Origin of the sequence: Kitasatospora kazusensis, assembly GCF_039529945.1 — a bacterium.
Classification (GTDB): domain Bacteria; phylum Actinomycetota; class Actinomycetes; order Streptomycetales; family Streptomycetaceae; genus Kitasatospora; species Kitasatospora kazusensis.
This window is the reverse complement of the sequence record NZ_BAAANT010000033.1, coordinates 37,758-60,555: the sequence shown is the minus strand read 5'-3', so window position 1 is coordinate 60,555 and position 22,798 is coordinate 37,758. Positions and strand designations below refer to the sequence as shown.

General features: G+C 71.2%; 17 protein-coding genes. 11 read left to right on the top strand and 6 right to left on the bottom strand.

Translation table 11 applies throughout. The features are described from left to right. Positions 1-286: 286 nt before the first annotated feature. From ABD330_RS23945 to ABD330_RS23935, 3 genes are all read left to right on the top strand, one after another. Entirely contained in the window at positions 287-1,912 is a 1,626-nt protein-coding gene (locus tag ABD330_RS23945) for a peptide ABC transporter substrate-binding protein (protein WP_344468025.1), read from the top strand. Positions 1,913-2,216: 304 nt separating this feature from the next. After that, positions 2,217-3,104, top strand: a complete 888-nt coding sequence (locus ABD330_RS23940) for an NB-ARC domain-containing protein (protein ID WP_344468024.1) — start codon at positions 2,217-2,219, stop codon at positions 3,102-3,104. Positions 3,105-3,306: 202 nt separating this feature from the next. Beyond that, positions 3,307-5,055: a tetratricopeptide repeat protein gene (locus tag ABD330_RS23935; RefSeq protein ID WP_344468023.1), complete on the top strand. Its 1,749-nt coding sequence runs from the start codon at positions 3,307-3,309 to the stop codon at positions 5,053-5,055. A 289-nt stretch (positions 5,056-5,344) separates the two neighbouring features. Here ABD330_RS23935 and ABD330_RS23930 read toward each other — a convergent pair whose 3' ends face one another. The 3 genes from ABD330_RS23930 to ABD330_RS23920 form a co-directional block, all read right to left on the bottom strand. Continuing rightward, on the bottom strand, positions 5,345-6,097 hold the full coding sequence (locus tag ABD330_RS23930) for a GntR family transcriptional regulator (protein ID WP_344468042.1): 753 nt from the start codon (positions 6,095-6,097) through the stop codon (positions 5,345-5,347). A gap of 76 nt (positions 6,098-6,173) precedes the next feature. Next, entirely contained in the window at positions 6,174-8,576 is a 2,403-nt protein-coding gene (locus ABD330_RS23925; RefSeq protein WP_344468022.1) for an alkaline phosphatase family protein, read from the bottom strand. A gap of 903 nt (positions 8,577-9,479) precedes the next feature. Beyond that, a complete protein-coding gene (locus tag ABD330_RS23920; protein ID WP_344468021.1) occupies positions 9,480-10,835 on the bottom strand; it encodes a GH1 family beta-glucosidase in 1,356 nt (451 codons plus the stop codon). 147 nt (positions 10,836-10,982) lie between these two features. On the opposite strand from ABD330_RS23920, the gene ABD330_RS23915 reads away from it, so the two are divergent. The 4 genes from ABD330_RS23915 to ABD330_RS23900 all read left to right on the top strand — a co-directional run bounded on the left by ABD330_RS23915 (position 10,983) and on the right by ABD330_RS23900 (position 13,073). Beyond that, the gene (locus ABD330_RS23915; protein WP_344468020.1) at positions 10,983-11,153 is read left to right on the top strand and encodes a hydrophobic protein; all 171 of its coding nucleotides are present in this window, start codon (positions 10,983-10,985) and stop codon (positions 11,151-11,153) included. 138 nt (positions 11,154-11,291) lie between these two features. Next, complete coding sequence (locus tag ABD330_RS23910) at positions 11,292-11,930, top strand: carbonic anhydrase (RefSeq protein WP_344468019.1); 639 nt, start codon at positions 11,292-11,294, stop codon at positions 11,928-11,930. A 131-nt stretch (positions 11,931-12,061) separates the two neighbouring features. Then, positions 12,062-12,733 carry a TetR/AcrR family transcriptional regulator gene (locus ABD330_RS23905; protein ID WP_344468018.1) on the top strand — a complete coding sequence of 224 codons (672 nt, stop codon included), beginning with the start codon at positions 12,062-12,064 and terminating at the stop codon, positions 12,731-12,733. A 148-nt stretch (positions 12,734-12,881) separates the two neighbouring features. Beyond that, complete coding sequence (locus tag ABD330_RS23900) at positions 12,882-13,073, top strand: DUF1918 domain-containing protein (RefSeq protein ID WP_344468017.1); 192 nt, start codon at positions 12,882-12,884, stop codon at positions 13,071-13,073. Positions 13,074-13,151: 78 nt separating this feature from the next. On the opposite strand, the gene ABD330_RS23895 is transcribed toward ABD330_RS23900, so the two are convergent. The 3 genes from ABD330_RS23895 to ABD330_RS23885 form a co-directional block, all read right to left on the bottom strand. Beyond that, entirely contained in the window at positions 13,152-13,808 is a 657-nt protein-coding gene (locus ABD330_RS23895; RefSeq protein WP_344468016.1) for an NADPH-dependent F420 reductase, read from the bottom strand. A 180-nt stretch (positions 13,809-13,988) separates the two neighbouring features. After that, positions 13,989-15,833, bottom strand: a complete 1,845-nt coding sequence (gene glmS, locus ABD330_RS23890; protein WP_344468015.1) for a glutamine--fructose-6-phosphate transaminase (isomerizing) — start codon at positions 15,831-15,833, stop codon at positions 13,989-13,991. Positions 15,834-15,910: 77 nt separating this feature from the next. Beyond that, complete coding sequence (locus ABD330_RS23885; RefSeq protein ID WP_344468014.1) at positions 15,911-16,186, bottom strand: hypothetical protein; 276 nt, start codon at positions 16,184-16,186, stop codon at positions 15,911-15,913. Positions 16,187-16,337: 151 nt separating this feature from the next. Here ABD330_RS23885 and asnB point away from each other — a divergent pair, with 151 nt between their 5' ends. The 4 genes from asnB (at position 16,338) to ABD330_RS23865 (ending at position 22,593) form a co-directional block, all read left to right on the top strand. Continuing rightward, a complete protein-coding gene (gene asnB / locus ABD330_RS23880) occupies positions 16,338-18,188 on the top strand; it encodes an asparagine synthase (glutamine-hydrolyzing) (protein WP_344468013.1) in 1,851 nt (616 codons plus the stop codon). 194 nt (positions 18,189-18,382) lie between these two features. After that, entirely contained in the window at positions 18,383-19,480 is a 1,098-nt protein-coding gene (locus ABD330_RS23875; protein WP_344468012.1) for a hypothetical protein, read from the top strand. Between the two features lie 103 nt (positions 19,481-19,583). Beyond that, positions 19,584-21,077, top strand: coding sequence for a pyridoxal phosphate-dependent decarboxylase family protein (locus tag ABD330_RS23870; protein WP_344468011.1), 1,494 nt, complete (start codon positions 19,584-19,586; stop codon positions 21,075-21,077). A 130-nt stretch (positions 21,078-21,207) separates the two neighbouring features. Then, positions 21,208-22,593: a GNAT family N-acetyltransferase gene (locus ABD330_RS23865; RefSeq protein WP_344468010.1), complete on the top strand. Its 1,386-nt coding sequence runs from the start codon at positions 21,208-21,210 to the stop codon at positions 22,591-22,593. Positions 22,594-22,798 lie beyond the last annotated feature (205 nt).

Sequence of the window (22,798 nt, the reverse complement as noted above, 5' to 3'; positions counted from 1 at the left end):
CCCGTCCGTCTCGCCTCGGCACCGACCCGCGCACCCAGCACCGGGACGGGCCGCCCGCCTCGGGGCTCACGGAAGACAGCGACAGCAGGATGACCGGCAACCGGCGATAAGCCCATGGTTGGAGTATTTCGCCAGGAACTCCCCACCCGAAACCCTGATCGGCAAGACCGTTCCGGTGCGGAGCGCCGGACCACTTCGTCGCCCATCCGGCGGTGCAGCCCGCGCGCCGCGCGTCCACCCCGCCGCCCAGCAGGTGTAATGGTGCGGCCGACGAGGAGGATCACCCGTGCCCGCAGCCACCCGAGTGCGCTTGGCCGTGATCGCCGCGGCATCGATGGCCGTGATCGCCACCGGCTGCGCCGGCGGCACCGGCACGGGCGGGGGCGGCGGCATCGTAAGGGCGACCTGGGCCGACCCGCAGAACCCGCTGGAACCGGCGGACACCAACGAGGTCAACGGTGTCGCCGCCCTCAACATGATCTTCACCGGCCTGGTGGCGTACGACCCGAAGACCGCTCAGGCCCGCAATGCGATGGCCGAGTCGATCACCTCTGCGGACCAGCAGAACTGGACCGTCAGACTCAGACCGGGATGGACGTTCAGCGACGGCACCCCGGTGACGTCCGGCTCGTACGTGGACGCCTGGAACTACGGAGCCCTCGCCACCAACAAGCAGGTCAACGCCAGCTTCTACTCCTATGTCCAGGGCTACGGCGACGTCGCCCCCACCTCCGGTACGCCCACAGCCCGGAGCATGTCCGGCCTGAAGGTCGTCGACGACACCACCTTCACCGTCGCCCTGACCCAGAGGTTCTCCACCTGGCCGCAGACCCTCGGCTACGTCGCCTACTACCCGCTGCCCAGAGCCTTCTTCACCGACCACGCCGCCTATCTGGACAAGCCGATCGGCAACGGCCCGTACGTCATCGACAGTTGGCAACGCACCCGGCAGATGCGGCTTCGGCCCAACGCCCGCTACAAGGGCACCGACAAGCCCAGGAACGGCGGCGTGGACCTCAAGGTCTACACCGACCCCAACGCCGCCTACGCCGACCTGCAAGCCGCCAACCTCGACGTCGACAACAACCTGCCCACCAGCGCGCTGAAGACCGTCGCAAGCGACCTCGGCGGCCGCTACCTCAACCAGCCGGCCGGCATCATCGACACTCTCAACTTCCCCCTCTACCGCCCGGAGTGGAACACGGACGCGGCCAAGCTGGTCCGTCAGGGCATCTCCATGGCCATCGACCGGCCCGCCGTCACCCAGGCCATCTTCAACAACACCCGGACCCCCGCCACCGACTTCACCTCTCCCGTCCTCGGCGCCGCCGGCGGCTATCAGACCGGCCTGTGCGGCGCCGTCTGCGTGCTCGACACGGACAAGGCCCGCTCGCTCATCCAGCAAGGCGGTGGCATCCCCGGCGGCCAACTGACCATCAGCTACAACGCCGATCAGCCCAACAAGCTGTGGGTCGACGCCATCTGCAACAGCATCAACAACACCCTCGGCTCGACCAGTGCCTGCGTCGGCCGCCCGGTCGGCACCTTCGCCGAGTTCCTGGACCAGATCTTCAGCCGGCGGACCACCGGAGCGTTCATCGCCTTCTGGCAGATGGACTACCCGCTCATCCAGGACTTCCTCCAGCCCCTGTACACCGTCGGAGGCTCCGCGAACATCTCCCACTACAGCAACGCGAACTTCGACGCCCAGGTCGACAAGGCCAATGCCGACGCCGACCCGAAGAGAGCCGTCACCGACTTCCGGACCGCCGAGAAGCTCCTCGTCCCCGACCTGCCCGCCATCCCCCTGTGGTACCGCAACGGCACGGCCGGCTATTCCACCAGGGTCTCCAACCTCGTACTCAACGCCTTCGGCGTCCCCGTCTACACCGGGATCACCGCCGAACGGTAGGTGCGTGGTGCCGGGATCCGTCCACCGGTGGCTGGACGCGGTGGAAGCCCGCCGACCGTGAACCGAACCTCCCCTTCCGCCAGCAGGCCTCACCTGCACGGGCCCCGTCGGCCGACGGCCACCCACACAGCTACCGTTCCGGCGGCCGGTTCCGGGTAGCTCCGAAGTCCGCGTAGCTCCGAAGTCCGCCGCGAGTGCACCCGGAACTGCGAAGCACGGTCGCGGCTCCACATGGGCGACAACACCCTTCCTGGGCCGCTTCGGTAGGGCATGATGGTCCATCCAGTGAGTTCGGGGAGGGTGTGTGGCCGGCGAACACGGCCAAGTGGTGAACGTGCTCTCCGGCAGCACCGTTGTGGGGCCGGTCATTCAGGGTGGGCAGATCACGTTCACGACGGTCCAGCAGTCCTGGCCGTTACAGATCGGCGTCGTGCCGGCCGTCGCGGACGCGTTCCAATACCGCGATTCGGCACTGGCGTTGTCGGTGGCTGCCGGTACAGGTACGCCTGTCGTACTGTGTCAGGTACTTGCGGGGATGGGCGGTGTGGGCAAAACCCAGTTGGCTGCCCATCATGCGAACAGTCTGCTCGTGAGCGGTGCGCTTGATTTGCTCGTGTGGGTGAACGCGAGCAGCGCACAGGCTGTCCGGCAGGCGTACACCCAGGCTGCGGCGCAGGTCGCCAGCGTTGATCCGTCGGACTTCGAGGAGGGGCCACAGCTGTTCCTGGCGTGGCTGAGCACCACGTCGAAGCGCTGGCTGGTCGTCCTGGACGACGTACAGGACAGCGCTGACGTGAACCGGCTGTGGCCGCCTCATCGGGCCTGCGGCCAAGTGGTCGTCACGACGCGACGGCGGGATCCGCTGTGGCTCTCTGACGGACGGACGCAGATCGATGTCGGGCACTTCACTGTCGCCGAGTCGCTGGCCTATCTGCGCCGGCGCCTGAGCAGAAGGTTGCCGACCGAGCCCGAGGAGGACCTCGCCGAGCTCGCCGAGGAACTCGGCCATCTTCCGCTCGCGCTGGCCCAGGCGGCGTCCTATCTGATCGACGCTGCAGATTCTGGACTGACGAGCCGTCACTACCGCGAGATGCTCCGAGAACGGCGGCCGCTGTCCGAACTTGCTCCCACATCATTGCCGGACGACCAGACCTCCACCCTCGCAGCCGTCTTGGCTCTCAGAGGGCGATAAGAGCCGTTTCCTCGAACTTGGTCCTGATCTGCTCCTCGTGGTGACGGACCATCTCCTGCGGAATTCGCGTGGACGGCCTCATCGGCAGGCTTCGAACGGTGACTCCCGCCTCACTGGAGGGAGCTCTGTCCGGTAAATCCCCTATAACCCTCCGGGGCGATCACATAAACCAGGGCGAGTTGGCTCTTATCGCCCTCTCAGCTTGGAACGGGCAGACCAAGTCACTGCCAGCCAGGCGACGCCCCTGCTGCAGCTGTCGTCGTACTTCGACCCGAACGGCATTCCCGAGGAGGTTCTGTGCGCTTCCAGCGCGCGGGCTTTCCTGGGCAGGCAGGTCCGGCTCACAGCACGCCGGAACATCGAGGACGCCCATGCCGTCGAATCACGGCTGATCCATCGATGGGCCCGCAAGCTCGCCCCGAACCCGATGTCGGACGTCAGCGTGCACCGCATCAGGACCGTCCTGGGGGTCCTGCACAGACTCAGCATCGCCGACCGCCTGCCGGACAATCCTGGCCGCCCTTTCGGTTTGCTACGTGTGCATGCCCTTGTCCAGCACGCCGCCCGTGACACCCTCGGCCCCGGGCAGCACACCGCCGTAGCCCGAGTCGCAGCCCATGCCCTCCACGATGCCTGGCCCACGGTCGACACGGGCCAAGCCCTTGCCCAAGCCCTGCGCGGCTGCGCAGCCGCGTTGCGAAGGTCGGATCCGTCCCTGTGGAACGATCCATCAGGCACGGCTGGTGCCGTCATGCTCCGCGCAGGCATCAGCTTGGCAGACAGCGGTCAAACCGGCGCCGCGATCACCTACTTCGAGCAGTTGGCGGCGGAGGCTGCTACCCGCTTGGAGCCTCACCACCTACTCGTCCTCACGATCCGCTTCGAACTCGCTCGCTGCCTGGACGCGACCGGAGACGACCGAGCCGCAGCCCGAAGCCTGGAGGATGTACTCGGCGACATGCGCCGAACACTGGGACCGAACCACCATGTCACCTTGTCCGCGCGGGCAGCACTGGCCGAGCAACACGGAAAGGTCGGCGACATCACGACCGTCACCACCGTCTACAGGGACATCGCACGACGGTTGGCAAACGCCCAGCCCCATGGGATCGACACCCTGGTCCGGCTAGCCGGTCTGGCCCACTGGCAAGGCGAAGCGGGACGGCCCCGCGCCGCAGCACAAGCACTGCGGCAACTCGCAGACGTCAGTCGCAAGCTCATCGGACCAGACGCGCCGCAGACCCTGGCCATCGCCGCACGGGCAGCCCACTGGCAGGGAACGGCAGGCGATCCACTCACCGCGGTGCACCTGCTGCGAGGCCTCTTCTCCGCGAGCCGGCAGGCCCTGAGCCCTTACCACCCCCAGACCCTGACCATCCGTCGCGAGCACGCCCACTGGATGGGCAAATCCGGGGATGCCGACTGGGCCGTCGACGAACTGCGGACCGTACTTCACGAGACTGAGCGCGTCCTGGGAAGAGACCACCCGCAGACCATCGACACCCGCCTAGAGTATGCCCACTGGCTCGTAGCCTTCGGCGAGTGGGCACACGGCACCCAGGTGCTGAACGACCTGATCACCGACCTCACTGCTGCTGTGGGAGTCCGCCATCCGCGTACCTTCCAAGCGCGCCAACGAGCCGCCCACGCCGCCGGTATGAGTGGCCGGCCCAACCAAGCCGCCGCTCTACTGCGAGAGCTCCACCAGGAATGCGTGACGGTCCTGGGCGAGGACCACCCGCGCACACTTGCTCTGCAACAGGAGTACCTGTGGTGGCACAGCCATCAGGGCATCCCGGAGGACGCGATCACTGCGCATCTCGCCCTCTACGCCGACGCGAGGCGCATTTTCGGAGTGGACCATCCAATCACGCTCGACGCACGAACAGCCCTGACACACTGGCAGGCCCACCTCGCCGACAGCAGAACCATCACGCTGGACCGGCCGTGAAGATCACGATGCCATCGGCGACCGGCTGGGGCGGCCCGTTCCCGCGAAGCGTGGCCGCCCCCTGCGGAGCGTCACTACTCTGAGGGCCAGGGTCCGCGACTCCAGGCCAGCGGCCGGGTACGCCTGATTTCGTCACCGTCCCCGCCGCCCCGGCGACGGGCGACGCACCCCGGACCGACACCGCTGCGGCGGGCGGGGAGAAGGCCACCACGGTCTCCAGCGGCAGCTGACCGAAGGTCCCGACCGCCGACCCCGGTCGGGGCCAACCCCTGCCTACCCGAGCGGCGGGTCACTGCCCTTCGGTCAGGTGGGCGGTGAAGCTGAAGCGGTCGCCGCGGTAGAGGGAGCGGACGCACTCGACCGGGCGGCCGGCGTGGTCGCGGGTGATGCGGTTGAGGAGAAGCATCGGAAGGGCCGGGCTGGTCCCGATGAGTTGGACCTCGCGGGGGGAGGCGAGGACGGTCTCGATGCGTTCGTCGGCGTCGGCGAAGGCCACGCCGTGGGTGCGAAGGTAGGCGTAGAGCGAGGATGCCGGGTCGAACTCGTCCCCCAGGGCGGGGAATCGGGCGGCGGAGAGGTAGGTGCTCTCCAGGCCGACCTGTTCGTCGTCGGCGAGCAGCAGGCGTTCGAGGTGGAAGACGGGGGCGCCGGGTGCGATCTGCAGGGCGGCTGCGAGTGCGGGGGTGGCCGGGAGCTGTTCGAGGACGACGAGCCGGCGGCCTGGGCGGTGGCCCTGCCGACGGACGCCCTCGGTGTAGCTGGCGAGGGTCAGCGGCTGCACCAGTTTGGGCCGGCCCGCCACCGAGGAGCGGCCACTGCGCTGGACGCGGCCCTCCAGGCGCAGCTCACGAATGGCCTGGCGGACCGTCATCCGGGAGACGCCGAACCGGTCGGCGAACACGCGCTCGGTCGGGAGGGGCGTGCCGGGGCCCAGCTCGTCCAGGACGGCGTCGATCTTCCGCTTGACCTGGTAGTACTTCGGCGGCTCGCCGTGCTCCGGCACCCCGGCGCGGACTGCTGCCAGCGGCGGCGGGGAGGGCATCGGGTCCGTGGGGAGACTGCTCACGGTAGCGAGCGTAGCCGAGGCCCGGTCAGGCCTCGGCCACGCTCAGGAGGGCTCAGCTGCCGAAGGTCATGCCCAGGTCGTCGACGTACCCGTCGTCGTCCGTCCCTCCCGTGCGGGTGAAGGAGACGGCGAAACGGACCGAGACCGTGCCCTGCGGGACGGTGCCGGTGGCCTGCTCACGGAGCAGGACGGTCTGGTTGTTCCGCTGGGCGGGCGTGACCGGGGCGAGGGTCGCGGTGCCGAGGGCGCTGCCCGAGGCGTCGAGGAAGGTGGCCACGACACCGGCGTTGTCACCCTGCGAGCTGTAGCCGCCGATCCAGCCGGAGAGGGTGTACGGCAGGGTGCCGGTGGCGATCTGCGCGGACTGGCTCCGGACGTCGACGCTCTGGGTCATCTGGGCGGAGGCGTACGGGCCGCCGTCGAAGAAGGCGCCGCCGGGGGCGGCCGGGGCCTGCGGGCCCTGGGCGGTGGTGGGGTAGGACGGGGCACCGTAGCAGACCTGCTGGGGCTGGTTGCTGGTGGCCGTCCAGCCCTGGGCCGGGTAGCCGCCGGATCCGGTGCCACATGTGCCGGTCTCCGCAGTGGAGTTGGTGAGCTGGACGGTGTAGAGCGTGCCGGAGGTCACGGTGTAGGTGAAGGTGGCCGAGCCAAAGACGCCGGTGCTGTCGGTGGCCGTGGCGGTCACGGTGAAGGTACCGGCCGAGGTCGGGGTGCCCGAGATCAAGCCGGTGGAGCTGACGGTCAGCCCGGCGGGCAGGCCGGTAGCGGTCCAGGTGAGGGTCTGGCCCGGGGCGGAGTCGGTGCCGGTCAGCTGGAGCGAGGCGGTGGCGCCGGTGGTCGCCCTCTGCGTGCCCGGGTTCGCGGCGGCGACGGTGTTGCCGCCCGTCTGGGAGCCGGTGAACACCTCGTTGAACGGGGTGGCCCACTTGTCGTTGTTCGTCATGGTGGTGATGCCCAGCGCGCTCTCGATCACCCGGGCGCTGCTGTAGTGGTCGTACCGGTTGGCGTCCTGGTACCCGGCCTTCACCGTGCCCTGCGAGCCGATCGCCAGTGTCATCACCTGGTTGGTCTGCCCGGGGCCCCAGCCGCCGGGCGAGCCGGCGCCGTCCTCGTCGAAGGTGAGCAGCAGGAGGGACTTCTGCTGCGTCCAGGCCGGGGAGTTGAAGAGGGCGGGCAGGGTCTGGCCGAGCCAGGTGTCACCCGGGCCGATGCCGCAGTCCTCCATGTCGTAGCAGGAGTCCGGGTCGAACCAGACGAAGTTCGGGGTGGTGGCGGTGGACTTGAGGTCGGTGTTCAGCAACTGCGGCAGCGGCTGCCAGTGCGCCTGGCAGTAGGCGTTGTCGTTCTTCATCTTCGCCGCGTAGTAGAACGGCACGTCGTCCGGGGAGTACTCACCGCTGCCGGTGGTCTGGCAGTTGCTGGTCTGGGTCTGGGTGTACTGCTTCCAGCTCTTGCCGATCGCGTCCAGGTTGTCGCCCAGGCCGTTGTTGGTCGCGGTGCAGGCGGTGCTGGTGATGCAGTTGGCATTGCCGCCGCCGACGGCCTGGTTGCTGCGGCCGTAGGAGTTGCCGAAGGCGATCTGCTCGTAGTTCGGGTCCGAGTTGTGGGTGCCCGCGTGGTAGTTGGTGAAGAGCGACCCCATCGGCACCAGGGTGTGGTTGATGTACGGTGCGGCCGCGTTGCCGATGATGCCGGCGCCGCCGTCGGCGGTGTTGGAGGCGGCCGAGTAGTTGTTGTTCTCCATCATCACGACGAAGACGTGGTCGTAGGAGGGGACGGTGGAGGCCGGGACGGTCAGCGTCGGGGCGGTGACCGGGGTGTCCAGGGTCAGGGCGAGGTCGTCGGCCATGCCGTCGTTCTGGGTGCCCGTCATGGTGAAGTCGACGGTGGTGGCGATCGACCGCGTCCCGGCGGGCACGGCGGTGGTCGTTCCGCGCTGGACGAACTTCGTGACGCTGCCGCGGTCGGCGGCCAGCACCGGGGCGATCGAGGAGGTGCCGAGCGAGGCGCCGCTCGCGCTGCGGTACGTGACGGTGACCGCGGCGGCGTCGTTGTAGCTGCCGACGCCGCCGAGCCAGCCGGAGACGGTGGAGTGCACGCCGCCCGCGTCGATCGCGCTCGCGGCCGAGGAGACGTCGGTGGTCTGGGTCATCTCGGAGGAGCCGCGCGAGCCGCCCTGGAAGTAGGCGCCGCCCTTGGTCGGCGAGCCCGGGGTGGTGGTGGCGGCCCCGGTCGGGACGCCGTAACAGTTGATCACCGGGTCACCGGAGACGAGCTGCCAGCCGGGCACGGTCGTCTCCTCCCAGCCGCCCGGGCTGCACTGCGAAGTCTCGGCATCGGCGTTGAGCAGCAGGTTCGTGCTCTGGGTGGCGGCCGCCGCGGGCTGTGGCGCGACGGCTGTGGCGGAGCCGACCAGGGCGGCCAGGGCCACGGCGACAGTGGCGGCGGTTGTCATGGCACGGCGGGGGTGCGGTACTGCGGATCGGCTTCGGCTCATGGCGGGGGCGTCCTTCCAGCTACGGGTCCGGCACGGCTGCCGATTGGGCTAGCCCAATCGGCACACAGGATTGTTCGGGCATCGGAGAGACACCACGGGTCCGCTGGTTGCACAGCCGACGTCGGCCAGGCGAACGGAACACTCGGCGGCGCACCCCCGCCGCCGCACTGCGAGCAGCAGGCGTTCGAAGGACGCATGCCATGCACACCCTGCGTGACCTGCGGCAAGACCGCAGTCCGCTGCGCTGGTCGACACCGACGGCGCGGGGATCGCCCGCAACGCACGCGACGGGCAGCCTGATCTCCGTGACGGGTGCTACCCCAGCCCCGAGACTCCCCGAGCCGGACCCGCCCCTCCCCGCGTCGGGCGGCCCGCCCGACGGTGTCCTCCGCGACGAAAGCGGCGAGTCGCATGCTCCTCAGCGAGCCGCGCAGTGGTCGAGAAGCCCTGCCCGGACTCAGCCGATACGGACTGCGGCTGGACGGAACCGTCGCCACCCCGGATTCCGCTCGGTCTGATCAGTCACCGCCGCTCTCATGCCGTCCTCGCGCTCCTGGCGGCCACGGCTGTGGGTAGGCTCGCCCGCCTGGGCGGCGCCGCCCACCCACCACCCCAATGCACGTCGTCACCGCCTTCGCCGCCGTCACCGCCACCCTCGCCCAGTTCCTCCCCTGAACGTTCCGCCGGGAGCCGGCCTCCCGCCCGGCCAGGCGCGACCAACGAAGCACTGGCGAAGGCCATCGGACCTGTCGAACACCCTGTCATCTCTTCCCCGAGCACGGTGGCGGCAATGGGCTTGCAACGCAAAGCCCCGCCGAACCTGCATCGGGCCTGACGGGCACCCCCCAGGCCCGAGCCCAACTACCCGCCGTGCCGCGCCCGGTGGGCGGCGATCAGGTCGCGGTACCAGGCATACGACGCCTTCGGGGTCCGACGCTGGGTCTCGAAGTCCACGTGGACGAGGCCGAACCTCTGACTGAAGCCCTCCGCCCACTCATAGTTGTCGAGCAGTGACCACGTGTAGTATCCCCGCACGTCGACCCCTTCGGCCACCGCGTGGGCCACCGCGTCCAGATGGCCCGCCAGGTAGTCGATCCGGAACCGGTCGTCCACAGTGCCGTCCGGGGCGACTTCGTCGGCCACCGAGCAGCCGTTCTCGGTGATGACGATCGGCGGAAGCGCCGCGCCGTACCGCTCCCGCAGGCCGACCAGCAACTCCCGCAGCCCGTCCGGCACCACCGGCCAGCCGAAGGCCGTCCGCGGTACGCCCTCGATCGGGGACTCGGCGAACGGCAGCCCCGGCTCGGCGGGTGCCGAAATCCTGGTCGGGTTGTAGAAGTTGACCCCGAGCCCGTCCAGCCCAGGCCCCGAGACCAGCTCCAGGTCACCTTCCCGGACGCACCCGTCGAGGTCCTCCCCGACCCCGTACGCGCTCAGGTCGGGGTAGCGCCCGAGCAGCAGCGGGTCGGTGAACAGCCGGTTGTGCAGCGCGTCGTACGCCTCGGCCGCCGCCACATCGGCCGGATCCGCCGAAGCCGGCTGCACGGGAGTGAGGTTGTTGGCGATCAACACCTCCCTCCCACGCTCCCGGAGCACCGAAGCCGCCAACCCGTGCCCCAGCAGCTGGTGATGGGCCACCGGCAGGGAGTCCAGCATCAACGTGCGCCCCGGCGCGTGGATCCCCAGCGCATACCCGTACACCATGTGCACGAAAGGCTCATTGAGCGTGATCCAGGCCGACACCCGGTCCCCCAGCCGGTCGGCCACGATCTCGGCGTACTCGGCGAACCGGTAGGCGGTGTCCCGCTCCAACCACCCGCCCCGCTCCTCCAAGGCCTGCGGCAGATCCCAGTGGAACAGCGTGGGCAGCGGCGTGATCCCCGCCTCCAACAGCTCGTCCACCAGCCGGTCGTAGAAGTCCAGGCCCGCCGCATTGACGACGCCGCTCCCCTCCGGCACCACCCGCGGCCAGGCCACCGAGAACCGGTACCCGTCCAGCCCCAACTCCCGCATCAGCGCGACGTCCTCGCCGTACCGGTGATAGTGGTCGCAGGCCACCCGCCCTGTGTGCCCGTCCTTCACCGCCCCCGGACGCTCCGCGAAGACGTCCCACACCGAACGCCCCCGGCCGTCCTCCGCCACCGCCCCCTCGATCTGGTACGAGGCCGTCGAAACACCCCACCGGAACCCCGCCGGCAGCTCAAGTCGGTTCACCATGCCCAACTCCTTCACTAACATGAGGACCACTCATGTTAGTGACTGGACGCCGAAACACCAGAGCCCGGATGCACGCAGAAGCGGCCGATACGCATGGACCCCGAACGGCGGGGCAGGCGCTCACCGACATCGACTACGGAGGTCACCTTGATTCCCCTGCTTGTCGTTCTGCTTCTCGCTCTGATCCTGTTCGGCGCCGGGTTCGCGCTGAAGATCCTCTGGTGGGTGGCCGTCGTCGTCCTGGTCATCTGGCTGGTCGGCTTCGTCGCCCGCGGCACCCACTCCTCCGGCAGCCGCAACCGCTGGTACCGCTGGTAGCCGCCTCGCCGCACTCCGGCACTCCGGCACCGAGGGAGCCCCACACCCCCGCGGTCGCCGGCCCGGACGGGACAGGACGGGAGCGGCCCGCCCGGGACCGGGCGGACGTGGACCCGTCGCGGGCCGTAGGGTTGGAGCATGTCCCACCCGCGCACTCCGTCGCCCGCCGAGGCCTTCCAGATACTGCTGGACGGCAACCTGCGCTTCGTCTCCGGCACGCCGGAACACCCGAACCAGGACGCGGCCCGCCGCACCGCCCTCGCTCCCGAGCAGCAGCCCTTCGCGGTGCTCTTCGGCTGCTCCGACTCCCGGCTGGCCGCCGAGATCATCTTCGACCGGGGCCTCGGCGATCTGTTCGTGATCCGGACGGCGGGCCACGTGCTCGGCCCGGAGGTCCTGGGCAGCGTCGAGTACGGGGTCAGCGTGCTGGGCTGCCCGCTCGTCGTCGTCCTCGGGCACGACTCCTGCGGGGCCGTCGGGGCCGCCCGCGCGGCGCTGGACGGGGGCCTGCCGCCGTCGGGGTACGTCCGCGATGTCGTGGAGCGGGTCACCCCCAGCGTGCTGGCCGCCCGCGCGGCGGGCCTGGAGGAGATGGACGACCTCGTGGACACCCACGTACAGCACACCGTCGACCTGCTCCTGGACCGCTCGCGCGCCCTGGCCGAGGAGGTCGACGCGGGCCGGGCGGCCGTGGTGGGCCTGTCGTACCGGCTCTCCGAGGGCTCGGCGCGGCTCGTGGCGGTCCGGGGACTGGACATCCCCGTTCCGCCGAAGTGACCGCTCCGGGCGGGCGTTCGGACGTCTCGCTGCGGCTGCGGACGCTGTACGGGATGACGCCCCGAGCTGATATGAGTTCCCCTCATGTCGGTGATTCGCCCCCGGAACACCGGATGCGGCAGAGTGGGCGCATGAAGGCGGAGACAGACGGGACCGACCAGGCCGTCGGCATCGGTGCGCCCCGGCGCCGGCCGGTGCAGCGGCGCAGCCTGGAGCGGTACGAACGCCTCCTCGACGCCAGTGCGGGCCTGCTCGACGAGGTCGGGGCCGGCGCGCTCACCACCAAGGAGGTGGCGCAGCGCGCGCAGGTCCCGATCGGCACGCTCTACCAGTTCTTCTCCGGCAAGGAGAGCCTGCTCGCCGCCCTCGCGGCGCGGAACCTGGACCGCTACCTCGACCGGCTGGCCCGCCGGATCGACGCCGATCACCCGCAGGGCGTGGCCGGCTTCGCCGACCTGGCCGTCGAGGAGTTCGTCGCGATGAAGCGCACCGTGCCGGGCTTCGGGCAGGTCGATTTCGGGCTGGTGGACCGCATCCCGGCCGAGGGGTCGGAGCCGGGCGACCATGAGCACCTGCTCGACGCGGAGCTCGACAACAACGAGGCCGTGGCCGTCCGGCTACGCGGCCTCGGCGGGGCGATGTTCGGCTCAGAGGATGTCCCGCTGACGCTGCGGGTGGCGCTGGAGTGCGCCGACGCCGTCCTCAAACTGGCCTTCCGGATCGACCCGGACGGGGACCCGACCATGATCGCCGAGTGCAAGCGCCTGCTCCGCTGCTACCTCGCCGACCGGCCCACGGCCTGACGGCCGCATCACCCGCCGCATCACCCCGCCGCCTCGCCGACCGCATTGCGGCCGGAGCGGCGGCGCCGCACAGTGGAGACGGGACCGACCCTCCTGCGCGGCGGCCGGCAGGTGCGCCGACGCGGCCCTCACGCTCCGAGGAGCAGACATGCAAGCCACGGTAGGCGACCAGATCCACATCCACGGCAGGTCGGTGGGCATGGCGGACCGCAAGGGCGAGATCACCGAGGTGCGCGGCACCGACGGCGAACCCCCGTACCTCGTCCAGTTCGAGGACGGCCACGAGGGGCTGATCTACCCCGGACCGGACACCGTCATCGAACGCCAGCAGCAGCACTGACCGGCCCGACCCCGGAAGACGCCGAAGCGGGCGCCGCGCGGCCGTGCGCGCCGCCGGCTCCGGGTGCCACCACGGCTGTCAGCCCGCCGTCCTGATCGAGTAGTTGAAGTCGGCGTGTCCGAAGTGACCCATCAGCTGCAGCCAGAACGGCATCAGCATCTCCATGCCGCGCGCCGCCTTGATCCCGCCGAGGTCGAGCACCGAGCCGGCCGGCCAGCCGAACTGCTCCAGCACCGCTGTGACCTGGGCCTTCGCCTCGACGTCCTCACCCGCGACGAAGAGGTTGTGCGCACCGGGCACCCGGCCCGGGTCGACCATCACCATGGCGTTGACGGTGTTCAGGCCCTTGACCACCCGGGCGCCCGGGAACTCGCGCTGGATCTGCTCGCCGATGCTGTCGGTGTTCACCGGGTCCAGGCTCACCTCGCCGGTGGCCGAGAAGACCAGCGGGTTGGACACGTCGAGCAGCACCTTTCCGGCCAGCCGCGACTCGCCCGCGGCGCGCAGCGCCTGGAGCGAGACCGTCCCGGAGGTCGCGTTGATCACCAGCTCGCCGAACTCGGCGGCCTCCGCGAAGGTGCCGCTGTGCCCGGACGGGCCCGCCTGCTCGGCCCAGGCGAGCGCGGCGGGGTTGTCCTTGGTACGGGACCCGAGGGCCACCTCGTGCCCCAGCGAGGCCAGCTTCCCCGCCAGCGTGCGGCCGACGGTGCCCGTCCCGATGATCCCGAATCGCATCGCTCTCCCCGTTCACCGTGGCCCGCACACGGGGCTCGCGCGCGGGGGCTCGTGCACGCATGCTAACTGACGCAAGGTCAGCTCCATGGGAGGCCTCACCGGGCCGGGCCCGTGGGGCCTGCGGGCCCCACGGGACGGCAGGCCCGCCGACCGGCCCCCGGCAGGTCCAGCCGTCCGGCCCTACTCGACGGTCACGCTCTTGGCGAGGTTGCGGGGCTTGTCGACGTCGCGCTCCAGCGCGACCGCCGCGTAGTAGGCGAGCAGCTGGAGCGGGATGTTCAGCAGCAGCGGGTCGAGCTCGGGCTCGCTCTTGGGGACCAGGATCGCGTGGTCGGCGAGCTTGGCCTCGGGGGCCCGGTGGCCGATGGCCAGGACACGGCCGGAGCGGGCCTTGATCTCGCCGAGGGTGGTGAGGTTCTTGTCGAGCAGTTCGTCGTCCGGGACGAGGGCGACGGTCGGCAGTTCGGGGCTGATCAGGGCGAGCGGCCCGTGCTTCAGCTCGCTCGCCGGGTACGCCTCGGCGTGGACGTAGGAGATCTCCTTCAGCTTCTGCGCGCCCTCACGGGCGACGGGGTAGCCGCGGACCCGGCCGATGAACATCATGCCCGCGCTCCCGGCGTACTCGGCGGCGAGCTTCGCGATCTCCGCCTCCTGGCCGAGGACCTCGCGGATCTGCCCGGGCAGCGCCTTGAGTCCGGCCACGATCCGGCGGCCGTCGGCGGGCGAGAGGTCGTTGATCCGGCCGAAGTGCAGGGCGAGCAGGGCGAAGGCGATCACGGTGGAGGTGAACGCCTTGGTGGAGGCGACCGAGATCTCCGGCCCGGCGTGCAGGTAGATGCCGCCGTCGCACTCGCGGGCGATGGCGCTGCCGACGGTGTTGACCACGCCCAGCACGCGTCCGCCCTTGCGCTTGATCTCCTGCACGGCGGCGAGCGTGTCGTACGTCTCGCCGGACTGGCTGACGGCGACGTAGAGGGTGTCGGCCTCGATGACGGGGTTGCGGTAGCGGAACTCGGAGGCCGGCTCGCTGTGCGCGGGGATCCGGGCCAGCTCCTCGATCAGCTGGGCGCCCATCTCGCCGGCGTAGTACGCGGAGCCACAGCCGAGGATCTTGACCCGGCGGATCTCGCGCAGCTCGCGGGCGTCCAGGTTGAGGCCGCCGAGGTGGGCGGTGGCGAACCGCTCGTCGAGCCGGCCGCTGAGGGTGCGCTCGACGGCGGCGGGCTGCTCGTGGATCTCCTTGAGCAGGAAGTGCTCGTACCCGGCGGTGTCGTAGGAGGCGATCTCCCAGTCGACCGTGGACGGCTGGCGGGTGACGGTGCGGGCGTCCTCGGTGAAGGTGCGGAAGCCGTCGGCGCGGACGGTGGCCAGCTCGCCGTCCTCCAGGTGGACCACCTGGCGGGTGTAGCGGACCAGCGCGGCGACGTCGGAGGCGACGAACATCTCCTTCTCGCCGAGGCCGAGCACGATCGGGCTGCCGTTGCGGGCCACCACGATCCGGTCCGGCTGGGCGGCGTCCAGGACGGCGATGCCGTAGGTGCCGACCACGTGGCCGAGGGCGGCCCGGACGGCGTCCTCCAGCTCGGTGCCCTCGACCGCGTGGGCGGCGATCAGGTGGCCGAGCACCTCGGTGTCGGTCTCGGAGGTGAAGACGGCGCCGTCGGCGAGCAGGCGGGCGCGCAGCTCGTCGGCGTTCTCGATGATGCCGTTGTGGACGACCGCGATCCGGCCGGACGTGTCGGTGTGCGGGTGGGCGTTGGCGTCGCTGGGCACGCCGTGGGTGGCCCAGCGGGTGTGGCCGATGCCCGTCGAGCCCTTGCCCCGCTGCTTGGAGAAGAAGTTGGCGGGCACGGCGGCCGCGAGATCGGCGACCCGGCCCTTGACCTTGCAGACCTTGAGCGTGCCGGCCTTGCCCGCGACGGCGACGCCCGCCGAGTCGTAGCCCCGGTACTCAAGCCTCTGCAGGCCCTCCAGCAGGAAGGTGGTCGCGTCCTTGGGGCCGATGTAGGCGACGATTCCGCACATGGGGGCTGCTCCTCAGGTTCTCGGTACAGGTCGGGCGGGTCGGGCAGGTGATCCGGTACGGACCGGGCGGGTCGGGCTCAGCCGTAGACGATCCGGCGCAGCTGGCGGGCGGAGAGCTCCGGCGCGGCGACCCGGCGGGCGGCGAGTTCGGTGCCGAGCCGGGCGAAGATCTTTTCGTTGGTGAGGCCGCGTGCCTGCAGCTCACCGTGGCGGCGCCGGACGTACTCCTCGGTGGACTCGGAGAAGTACGCCAGCACCTCCGCGACCACCCGCGCCGCCTCCCGCGGCCCCAGCGGGCTGATGCGGGTGAGGTGGGCGAGCAGGTCTTCGTGAGGGTGCGGTGAGGCGGACACGAGAGGGGAGCCTAGGCGTCCGGTCTCGATGAAACCAAGAATCCTGCCCGAAATCGGGCACGGGTTCCGGCATTCGGCCCTCTTGATCCAGACCCTACGCACGCGTAGCGTGATCATATCGACACACAAACGAAACGGTGGGGGCTGTTACATGTGCGGAATGACAGGCTGGGTCGCGTTCGATCGTGACCTGACCGGCGAGCGCACCACACTCGACGCGATGACGCAGACGATGACCTGCCGGGGGCCGGACGCGGGCGGGGTGCACCTCCAGCCGCACGCCGCGCTGGGGCACCGCCGGCTCGCCGTGATCGACATCGACGGCGGCGCGCAGCCGATGGTGGTGGAGGAGGACGGCCGCCTGCTGGCCTCCCTCACCTACACCGGCGAGGTCTACAACTACCTGGAGCTGCGCAGCGAGCTGGAGGCGGCCGGGCACCGCTTCCGCACCAGGAGCGACACCGAGGTCGTGCTGCACGCCTACCTCCAGTGGGGGCGCGGCTTCGTCGACCGGCTGAACGGGATGTTCGCCTTCGCGATCTGGGACGCCCGCGCGGAGGAGCTGCTGCTCGTCCGCGACCGGATGGGCGTCAAGCCGCTCTACTACTACCCGACGCCGCACGGCGTGCTGTTCGGCTCCGAGCCCAAGGCCGTACTGGCCCACCCGGACGTGCGGGCCCGGGTCGACCTGGACGGGCTGCGCGAGCTGCTGGCGATGACCAAGGCACCCGGGCACGCGATCTACCGGGGCCTGGCCGAGGTGGAGCCCGGACACCTCGTCCGGGTCCGCCGCGAGGGGCTGACCAAGCACCGGTACTGGGCGCTGGAGGCCCGGGAGCACACCGACGACCTCGACACCACCATCGGCACCATCCGCTCGCTGCTGGACGACATCGTGCGCCGCCAGCTGATCTCCGACGTGCCGCTCTGCTCGCTGCTCTCCGGCGGGCTGGACTCCAGCGCCGTCACCGCGCTGGCCGCCAAGAGCCTGCGCGAGGGCGGCCACGGCCCGGTCCGCTCGTTCGACGTCGACTTCCCCGGACAGACCGAGAACTTCCGCGCCGACGAGCTGCGCGGCACCCCGGACGGTCCGTTCGCCCGGCTGCTGGCCGACCACGTCGGGGCCGACCACAGCACCATCGAGCTGGACAGCGCCGCCCTGTCGTCCCCGGAGTACCGGCGGGCCGTGCTGCACGCCCGGGACCTGCCGGGCGGCCTCGGCGACATGGACACCTCGATGCTGCTGCTGTTCAAGGGCATCCGGAAGCACTCCACGGTCGCGCTCTCGGGTGAGGCCTCGGACGAGCTGTTCGGCGGCTACCGCTGGTTCCACGACCCGGTGGCCGTGGCCGCCCAGGAGTTCCCGTGGGTGGCGGCGATGTCCTCGCTGGCCGGCCCCGGCGTCTCGGCCCGGGAGGGGCTGCTCTCCCCCGACCTGCTCGCCAAGCTCGACCTGCCGGGCTACCAGCGGGAGCAGTACCACAAGGCGATAGCCGAGGTCCCGCACCTGGACGGGGCCGACCCGGTGGAGCGGCGGATGCGCGAGCTCGGCTATCTCAACCTGACCCGGTTCGTCCGGGTCCTGCTGGACCGCAAGGACCGGCTGAGCATGGCCACCGGGCTGGAGGTCCGGGTGCCGTTCTGCGACCACCGGCTGGTGCAGTACGTCTTCAACACCCCGTGGTCGATGAAGACGTTCGACGGGCGGGAGAAGAGCCTGCTGCGCGCGGCCGTCCGGGACGTGCTGCCCGCCGAGGTGGCCGACCGGGTCAAGAGCCCGTACCCGAGCACCCAGGACCCGGGGTACGCCCGCATCCTCCAGCGCGAACTGGCCGCGCTGTCCGCCCGGCCGGACTCCCCGGTGCACGACCTGCTCAACCGCCGCGCGGTCGCCGACGCGATCGGCCCGGACGCCGACCCGCAGGCGGCCCGGCTGGGGATGGAGGTCGCGCTCGACCTGGACGCCTGGCTGTCCGACTACGACGTGGCACTGGAGATCTGACCGGACCTCCGAGCGGGAAGGGGGGCCACTCCGGGGAGGAACGGTGACCGGGTGGCGCCGGCTTCGTTGAACGGGTCGGCGACCGCGCAGCGGGCCCGACACTTCCCGGATGGCGGGCGCAAACCGGTACATTCCGGCCCACTGCCGCCAGGATGGGAGGACCACCCGTCCGAAGCGAGCTGGGGACCACCGTCATGCAACCGCGAGTCTTCGCGATCATCACCGCCTTCCTGCTCGGCGCCCTCGGGCTCGGCGCGGTGGCGGTGACCCAGTGGACCCCGCCGGGGAGCACTCCCCCGGCGGGGTCCGCGGCGGCGGCACCGGTGGCCGTCCGCAGCGCGTCCGCCGTCCCGACCGGGGACCCGGCGGTCTGGACCCGCAGCACCCTGCGCAACAAGCTGATGGCCGAGATGGCCGCCACCGACCCGGGCGTGGCGCTCGCCGACCTGGACGCGATCACCAAGAAGCAGCCGTACACCGTCCGGTTCTGCCACCCGATCGCGCACGAGCTGGGCCACGCCGCCGTCAAGCGCTACCACGAGGACTTCGAGAAGGTCATCTCCTTCCCGCACGAGACCTGCGCGGCGGGCTACCTGCACGGCGCGGTCGAGGAGATGCTCAACGCCTCCAAGGACCCGGCCGCCGACCTGCTGAAGCTCTGCGCACCCGCCAACAAGGGCCCGTGCATCCACGGCGTCGGCCACGGCACGATGTTCGTCGCCCAGCAGGACGTGGCGAAGGCCCGCGAGCTCTGCAACGAGTTCCCCACCGACAGCCGGCGGATCACCTGCTCCGAAGGCCTGTTCATGCAGCTCTTCGGGCCGGACGAGGAGGACGAGAAGGCGAAGGCCAACCTCCCCGCCGACAAGCTCGCGCAGGAACCGCTCTACCCCTGCCCCGAGCAGCCCGCGCTGTTCCGGTCGGCCTGCTACTTCTACGCCCCGACCTTCTACCTGAGCTCGCACGACTACCCCAACCACCCCGAGGTCTTCGCCGGCGCCCTGAAGTGGTGCCTGAACGCCCAGTCCACCGGCGGCGACATCGACTGCAGCCGGGGGGTCGGCTCGCGGACCATGAAGTACAACCTGGACCGGGCGAACTGGACCGCCGACCAGTGCGCCACCGGGTCCGACGCGGCACACCGCCGGGCCTGCACGGACGGCCTGATGAGCTACTGGACGGTCAACTACACCGACTCCGGCGCGGCCGCCCGGCTCTGCGCCCAGATCACCAACCAGGAGATCGCCGGGTACTGCCGCGCGGCGGGCGGTCTGCCCGCCACCCTGGACTGACACCGGAACGGGCGGGCCGGGCCCGGACCCGGCCAGGGCCTAGGATCGTCGCACCTGGTGCGCCGAGGACGCCGCACCCCGGCCCACCCGCTGGAGCAGCACCATGAGCGCGTCTTCCGCCGTACCGCCCGCCGCAGCACCCGCCGCACGGCCCGCCGCCCCCTCCGACGACTTCCGCACCGCCGCCCACGCCACCGCCGCGCTGGTCAGCGACTACCTGGACGGGGTGGCCGACGGCCCGGTCTGGCAGCCGATGGACCCCGCCCGGCGGCAGGCACTGCTGGACGCGCCGCTGCCCGCCGGGGGCACGCCGCTGGCCGGGCTGCTGGACGTGATCGCCGCCGAGGTGATGACCGCGCCGATGGGCAACGGCCACCCGCGCTTCTTCGGCTGGGTCAACTCGGCCCCCGCCCCGGCCGGGGTGCTGGCCACCCTGGCCGCCGCCGCGATGAACCCCAGCTCGGCCGGCGGCGACCACGCCGACGTCCACCTGGAGCGGGCCGTGGTCCGCTGGATCGCCGAGCTGGTCGGCTTCCCCCATCCGCCCGGCGGCGGCATCCTTACCTCCGGCACCTCGATGGCCACCATCCTGTGCCTGGCCGCCGCCCGGAACCGCGCCGCCCGGCTGGCCGGCGTGGACCTGCGCGCGGACGGCCTGGCCGCCCTCCCGCCGCTGACCGCGTACGCCACCGAGGAGACCCACTCCTGCGTCCGCAAGGCCGTCGAACTGCTCGGGCTCGGCAGCCGGCACCTGCGGACCGTCGCCAGTGACGCCGACGGCCGGCTCGACGTCACCGCACTGGCCGCCGCCGTCGCCGAGGACCGGGCCGCCGGGCTGCTGCCCTTCCTGGTCGTCGCCTCGGCCGGCACGGTCGGCACCGGCGCGGTGGACGCCTTCGACCCGATCGCCGACCTCTGCGCCGCCGAGCGGCTCTGGCTGCACGTGGACGGCGCGTACGGCGCCTTCGGCGTGCTGGACCCGGCCATCGCGCACCGCTACGCCGGGATGGACCGCGCCGACTCGCTCGCCCTGGACCCGCACAAGTGGCTCGGGGTGCCGGTGGACTGCGGGTGCGCACTGGTCCGCGACACCGACGAGCTGCGCGGCACCTTCAGCCTGGTCCCCTCCTACCTGCGCGACGAGGCGGCGGGCGCGCTCGGCTGGTTCTCCGAGTACGGCATGGAGCAGACCCGCCCGTTCCGCTCGCTCAAGGTCTGGGCGACCATCGCCCACCGCGGCCGGGACGGCCTCGCCGCCGACGTCGCCCGCTGCACCGCACTGGCCCGGCGGCTCGGCGAGCTGATCGACGCCGCGCCGGACCTGGAGCTGCTCGCACCGGTGCAGACCTCCATCGTCGCCTTCCGCCACCGGCCCGCCGGGGCGGACGAGGACACCGTGAACGCCCTCAACCGGCAACTGCCGGTCAGGGTGCAGCTGCAAGGCAAGGTCTTCGTCACGGGTGCCGTCCACGAGGGCCGCGAAATGCTCCGGGCCTGTCTGCTCAACTCCGCCACCACCGAGGCCGACCTCCACCTGCTGCTGAGCGAAGTACGCACCGCCGCAGTGGGTCTGATGGAATGTCGCCCCGGCTACTGACCGCCTGCCACCGGACGGACGACGGTCGCAGAACGGCCCGTTCAGGTCGTTCGGGGACCAACCTGAGACATTTACCAACAGGTCACGGGGGATTCGTGATCGCGAAACACCGGAGCGACACCATGCTCCTATGGACAGATTCCCGGACCACCGGCCCGCCACCCCCTCCCGCGCCCAGCGGCGCAGCGCCCGCGGCCACCACTGGCGCCGGGACACCACCGAACTCGGCGCGGTCTTCGTCGCCGTCGCCCTGGCCGACCTGGTCGCCAACGTCGTGGTGCACGGGCACGACGGACCGGTGCTGCTGGTCGCCTCGGCGCTCGCGCTCATCGGCACGGCGCTGTTCCACGTCTGGTGGGCGCAGCGCCACCCGCACGGACCGCCCGGCCCCGAGCCGGCCGGACCACCCGGGGCGGCGGAGGTGAGCGGACCGCTGCGGGACTACCAGGAGACCGCGCTCTGGCGGATCCGGACCACCGTCGCCGACTCCCCCGGCAGCCTGGCCCGGATCTGCACCGCCTTCGCCGGGCGGGAGATCAACATCATCTCGCTGCAGGCCCACCCGCTGCCGGCCGGCACCGTCGACGAGTTCCTGGTCCGCGCGCCCCTCGCGCTGACCCGGGCCGAGCTGGCGGCCACGGTGGCCGCCGCCGGGGGCCAGGACATCTGGACCGACCCGGCCGATGCGCACGACCTGGTGGACGAGCCCACCCACGTGCTGGCGCTGGCCACCCGGACGGCGCTGGACGCCGCCGAGCTGCCGGTCGCGCTGCGGCAGCTGTTCGGCCGCTGCACCATCCGGCAGTACCCGGGCGGCGCGGCGCGGGCGGGCGCCGGGTTCGAGGGACACGTGATGCGGCTGCCGGCCCCGTCCGGCGACCTGATCGAACTGACCCGGCCGCACCTGCCGTTCACCCCGACGGAGTTCGCCCGGGCGCGCAAGCTGGTCGAGCTGGACGCCCTGCTCGGCCCGCGCGTCCCCAAGGTCGAGGCCCGGCTCAGTCTGCCCGCCGGGACGGACCTGACCGTCCGGCGGGCCGACCGGGACGACCTCGCGGCAGCGGTCGCCATGCACCACCGCTGCTCCCCGGAGGCCCTGCGCAAGCGCTACCACGGCCCGGTCCACGACGCCGACCGCTACCTGGAGCACCTGCTCGACCCCCGGCACGGGCAGACCCTCGCGGTGGAGGCGCCGAACGGGCGGATCGTCGCACTGGCCCACCTGATCTGGGACGACGACAGCGCGGAGGTCGCGCTGCTGGTCGAGGACGACTGGCAGCGGCGCGGCCTCGGCTTCGACCTGCTGCGGCGGATGGCCGCGCTGGCCCTGGAGGCGGGCGTCCCGACCGTCTACGCCGTCACGCACGCCTCCAACACCGGCCTGATCGCCACCATGCGGCGGCTCGGCGCCCCGCTCGACCACCAGATCGAGGCGGGTGTCCTCACCATCACCGCCCACCTCGCCGAGGCCGCGGACCAACTCCCCACCCCCTGGCCCACCGGCCCGGCGCGGTAGCCCCTCGCCGGGTGGCCGTACGCAACTGGGCACCCCCAGGGGCGCGGGGAACTGCGCGACCAGGGCACAACGTACGTGCACGGTTGCGCGCGCAGTTCCCCGCGCCCCTGCTGTGGTTGCCGTAAGCACACAGTTCACGCGACTTCCGTCCCACCGAGGGTCCGGAAATCGGTGCTGGAGGGCGGAGTGGGTAGGCTGGCCCCCG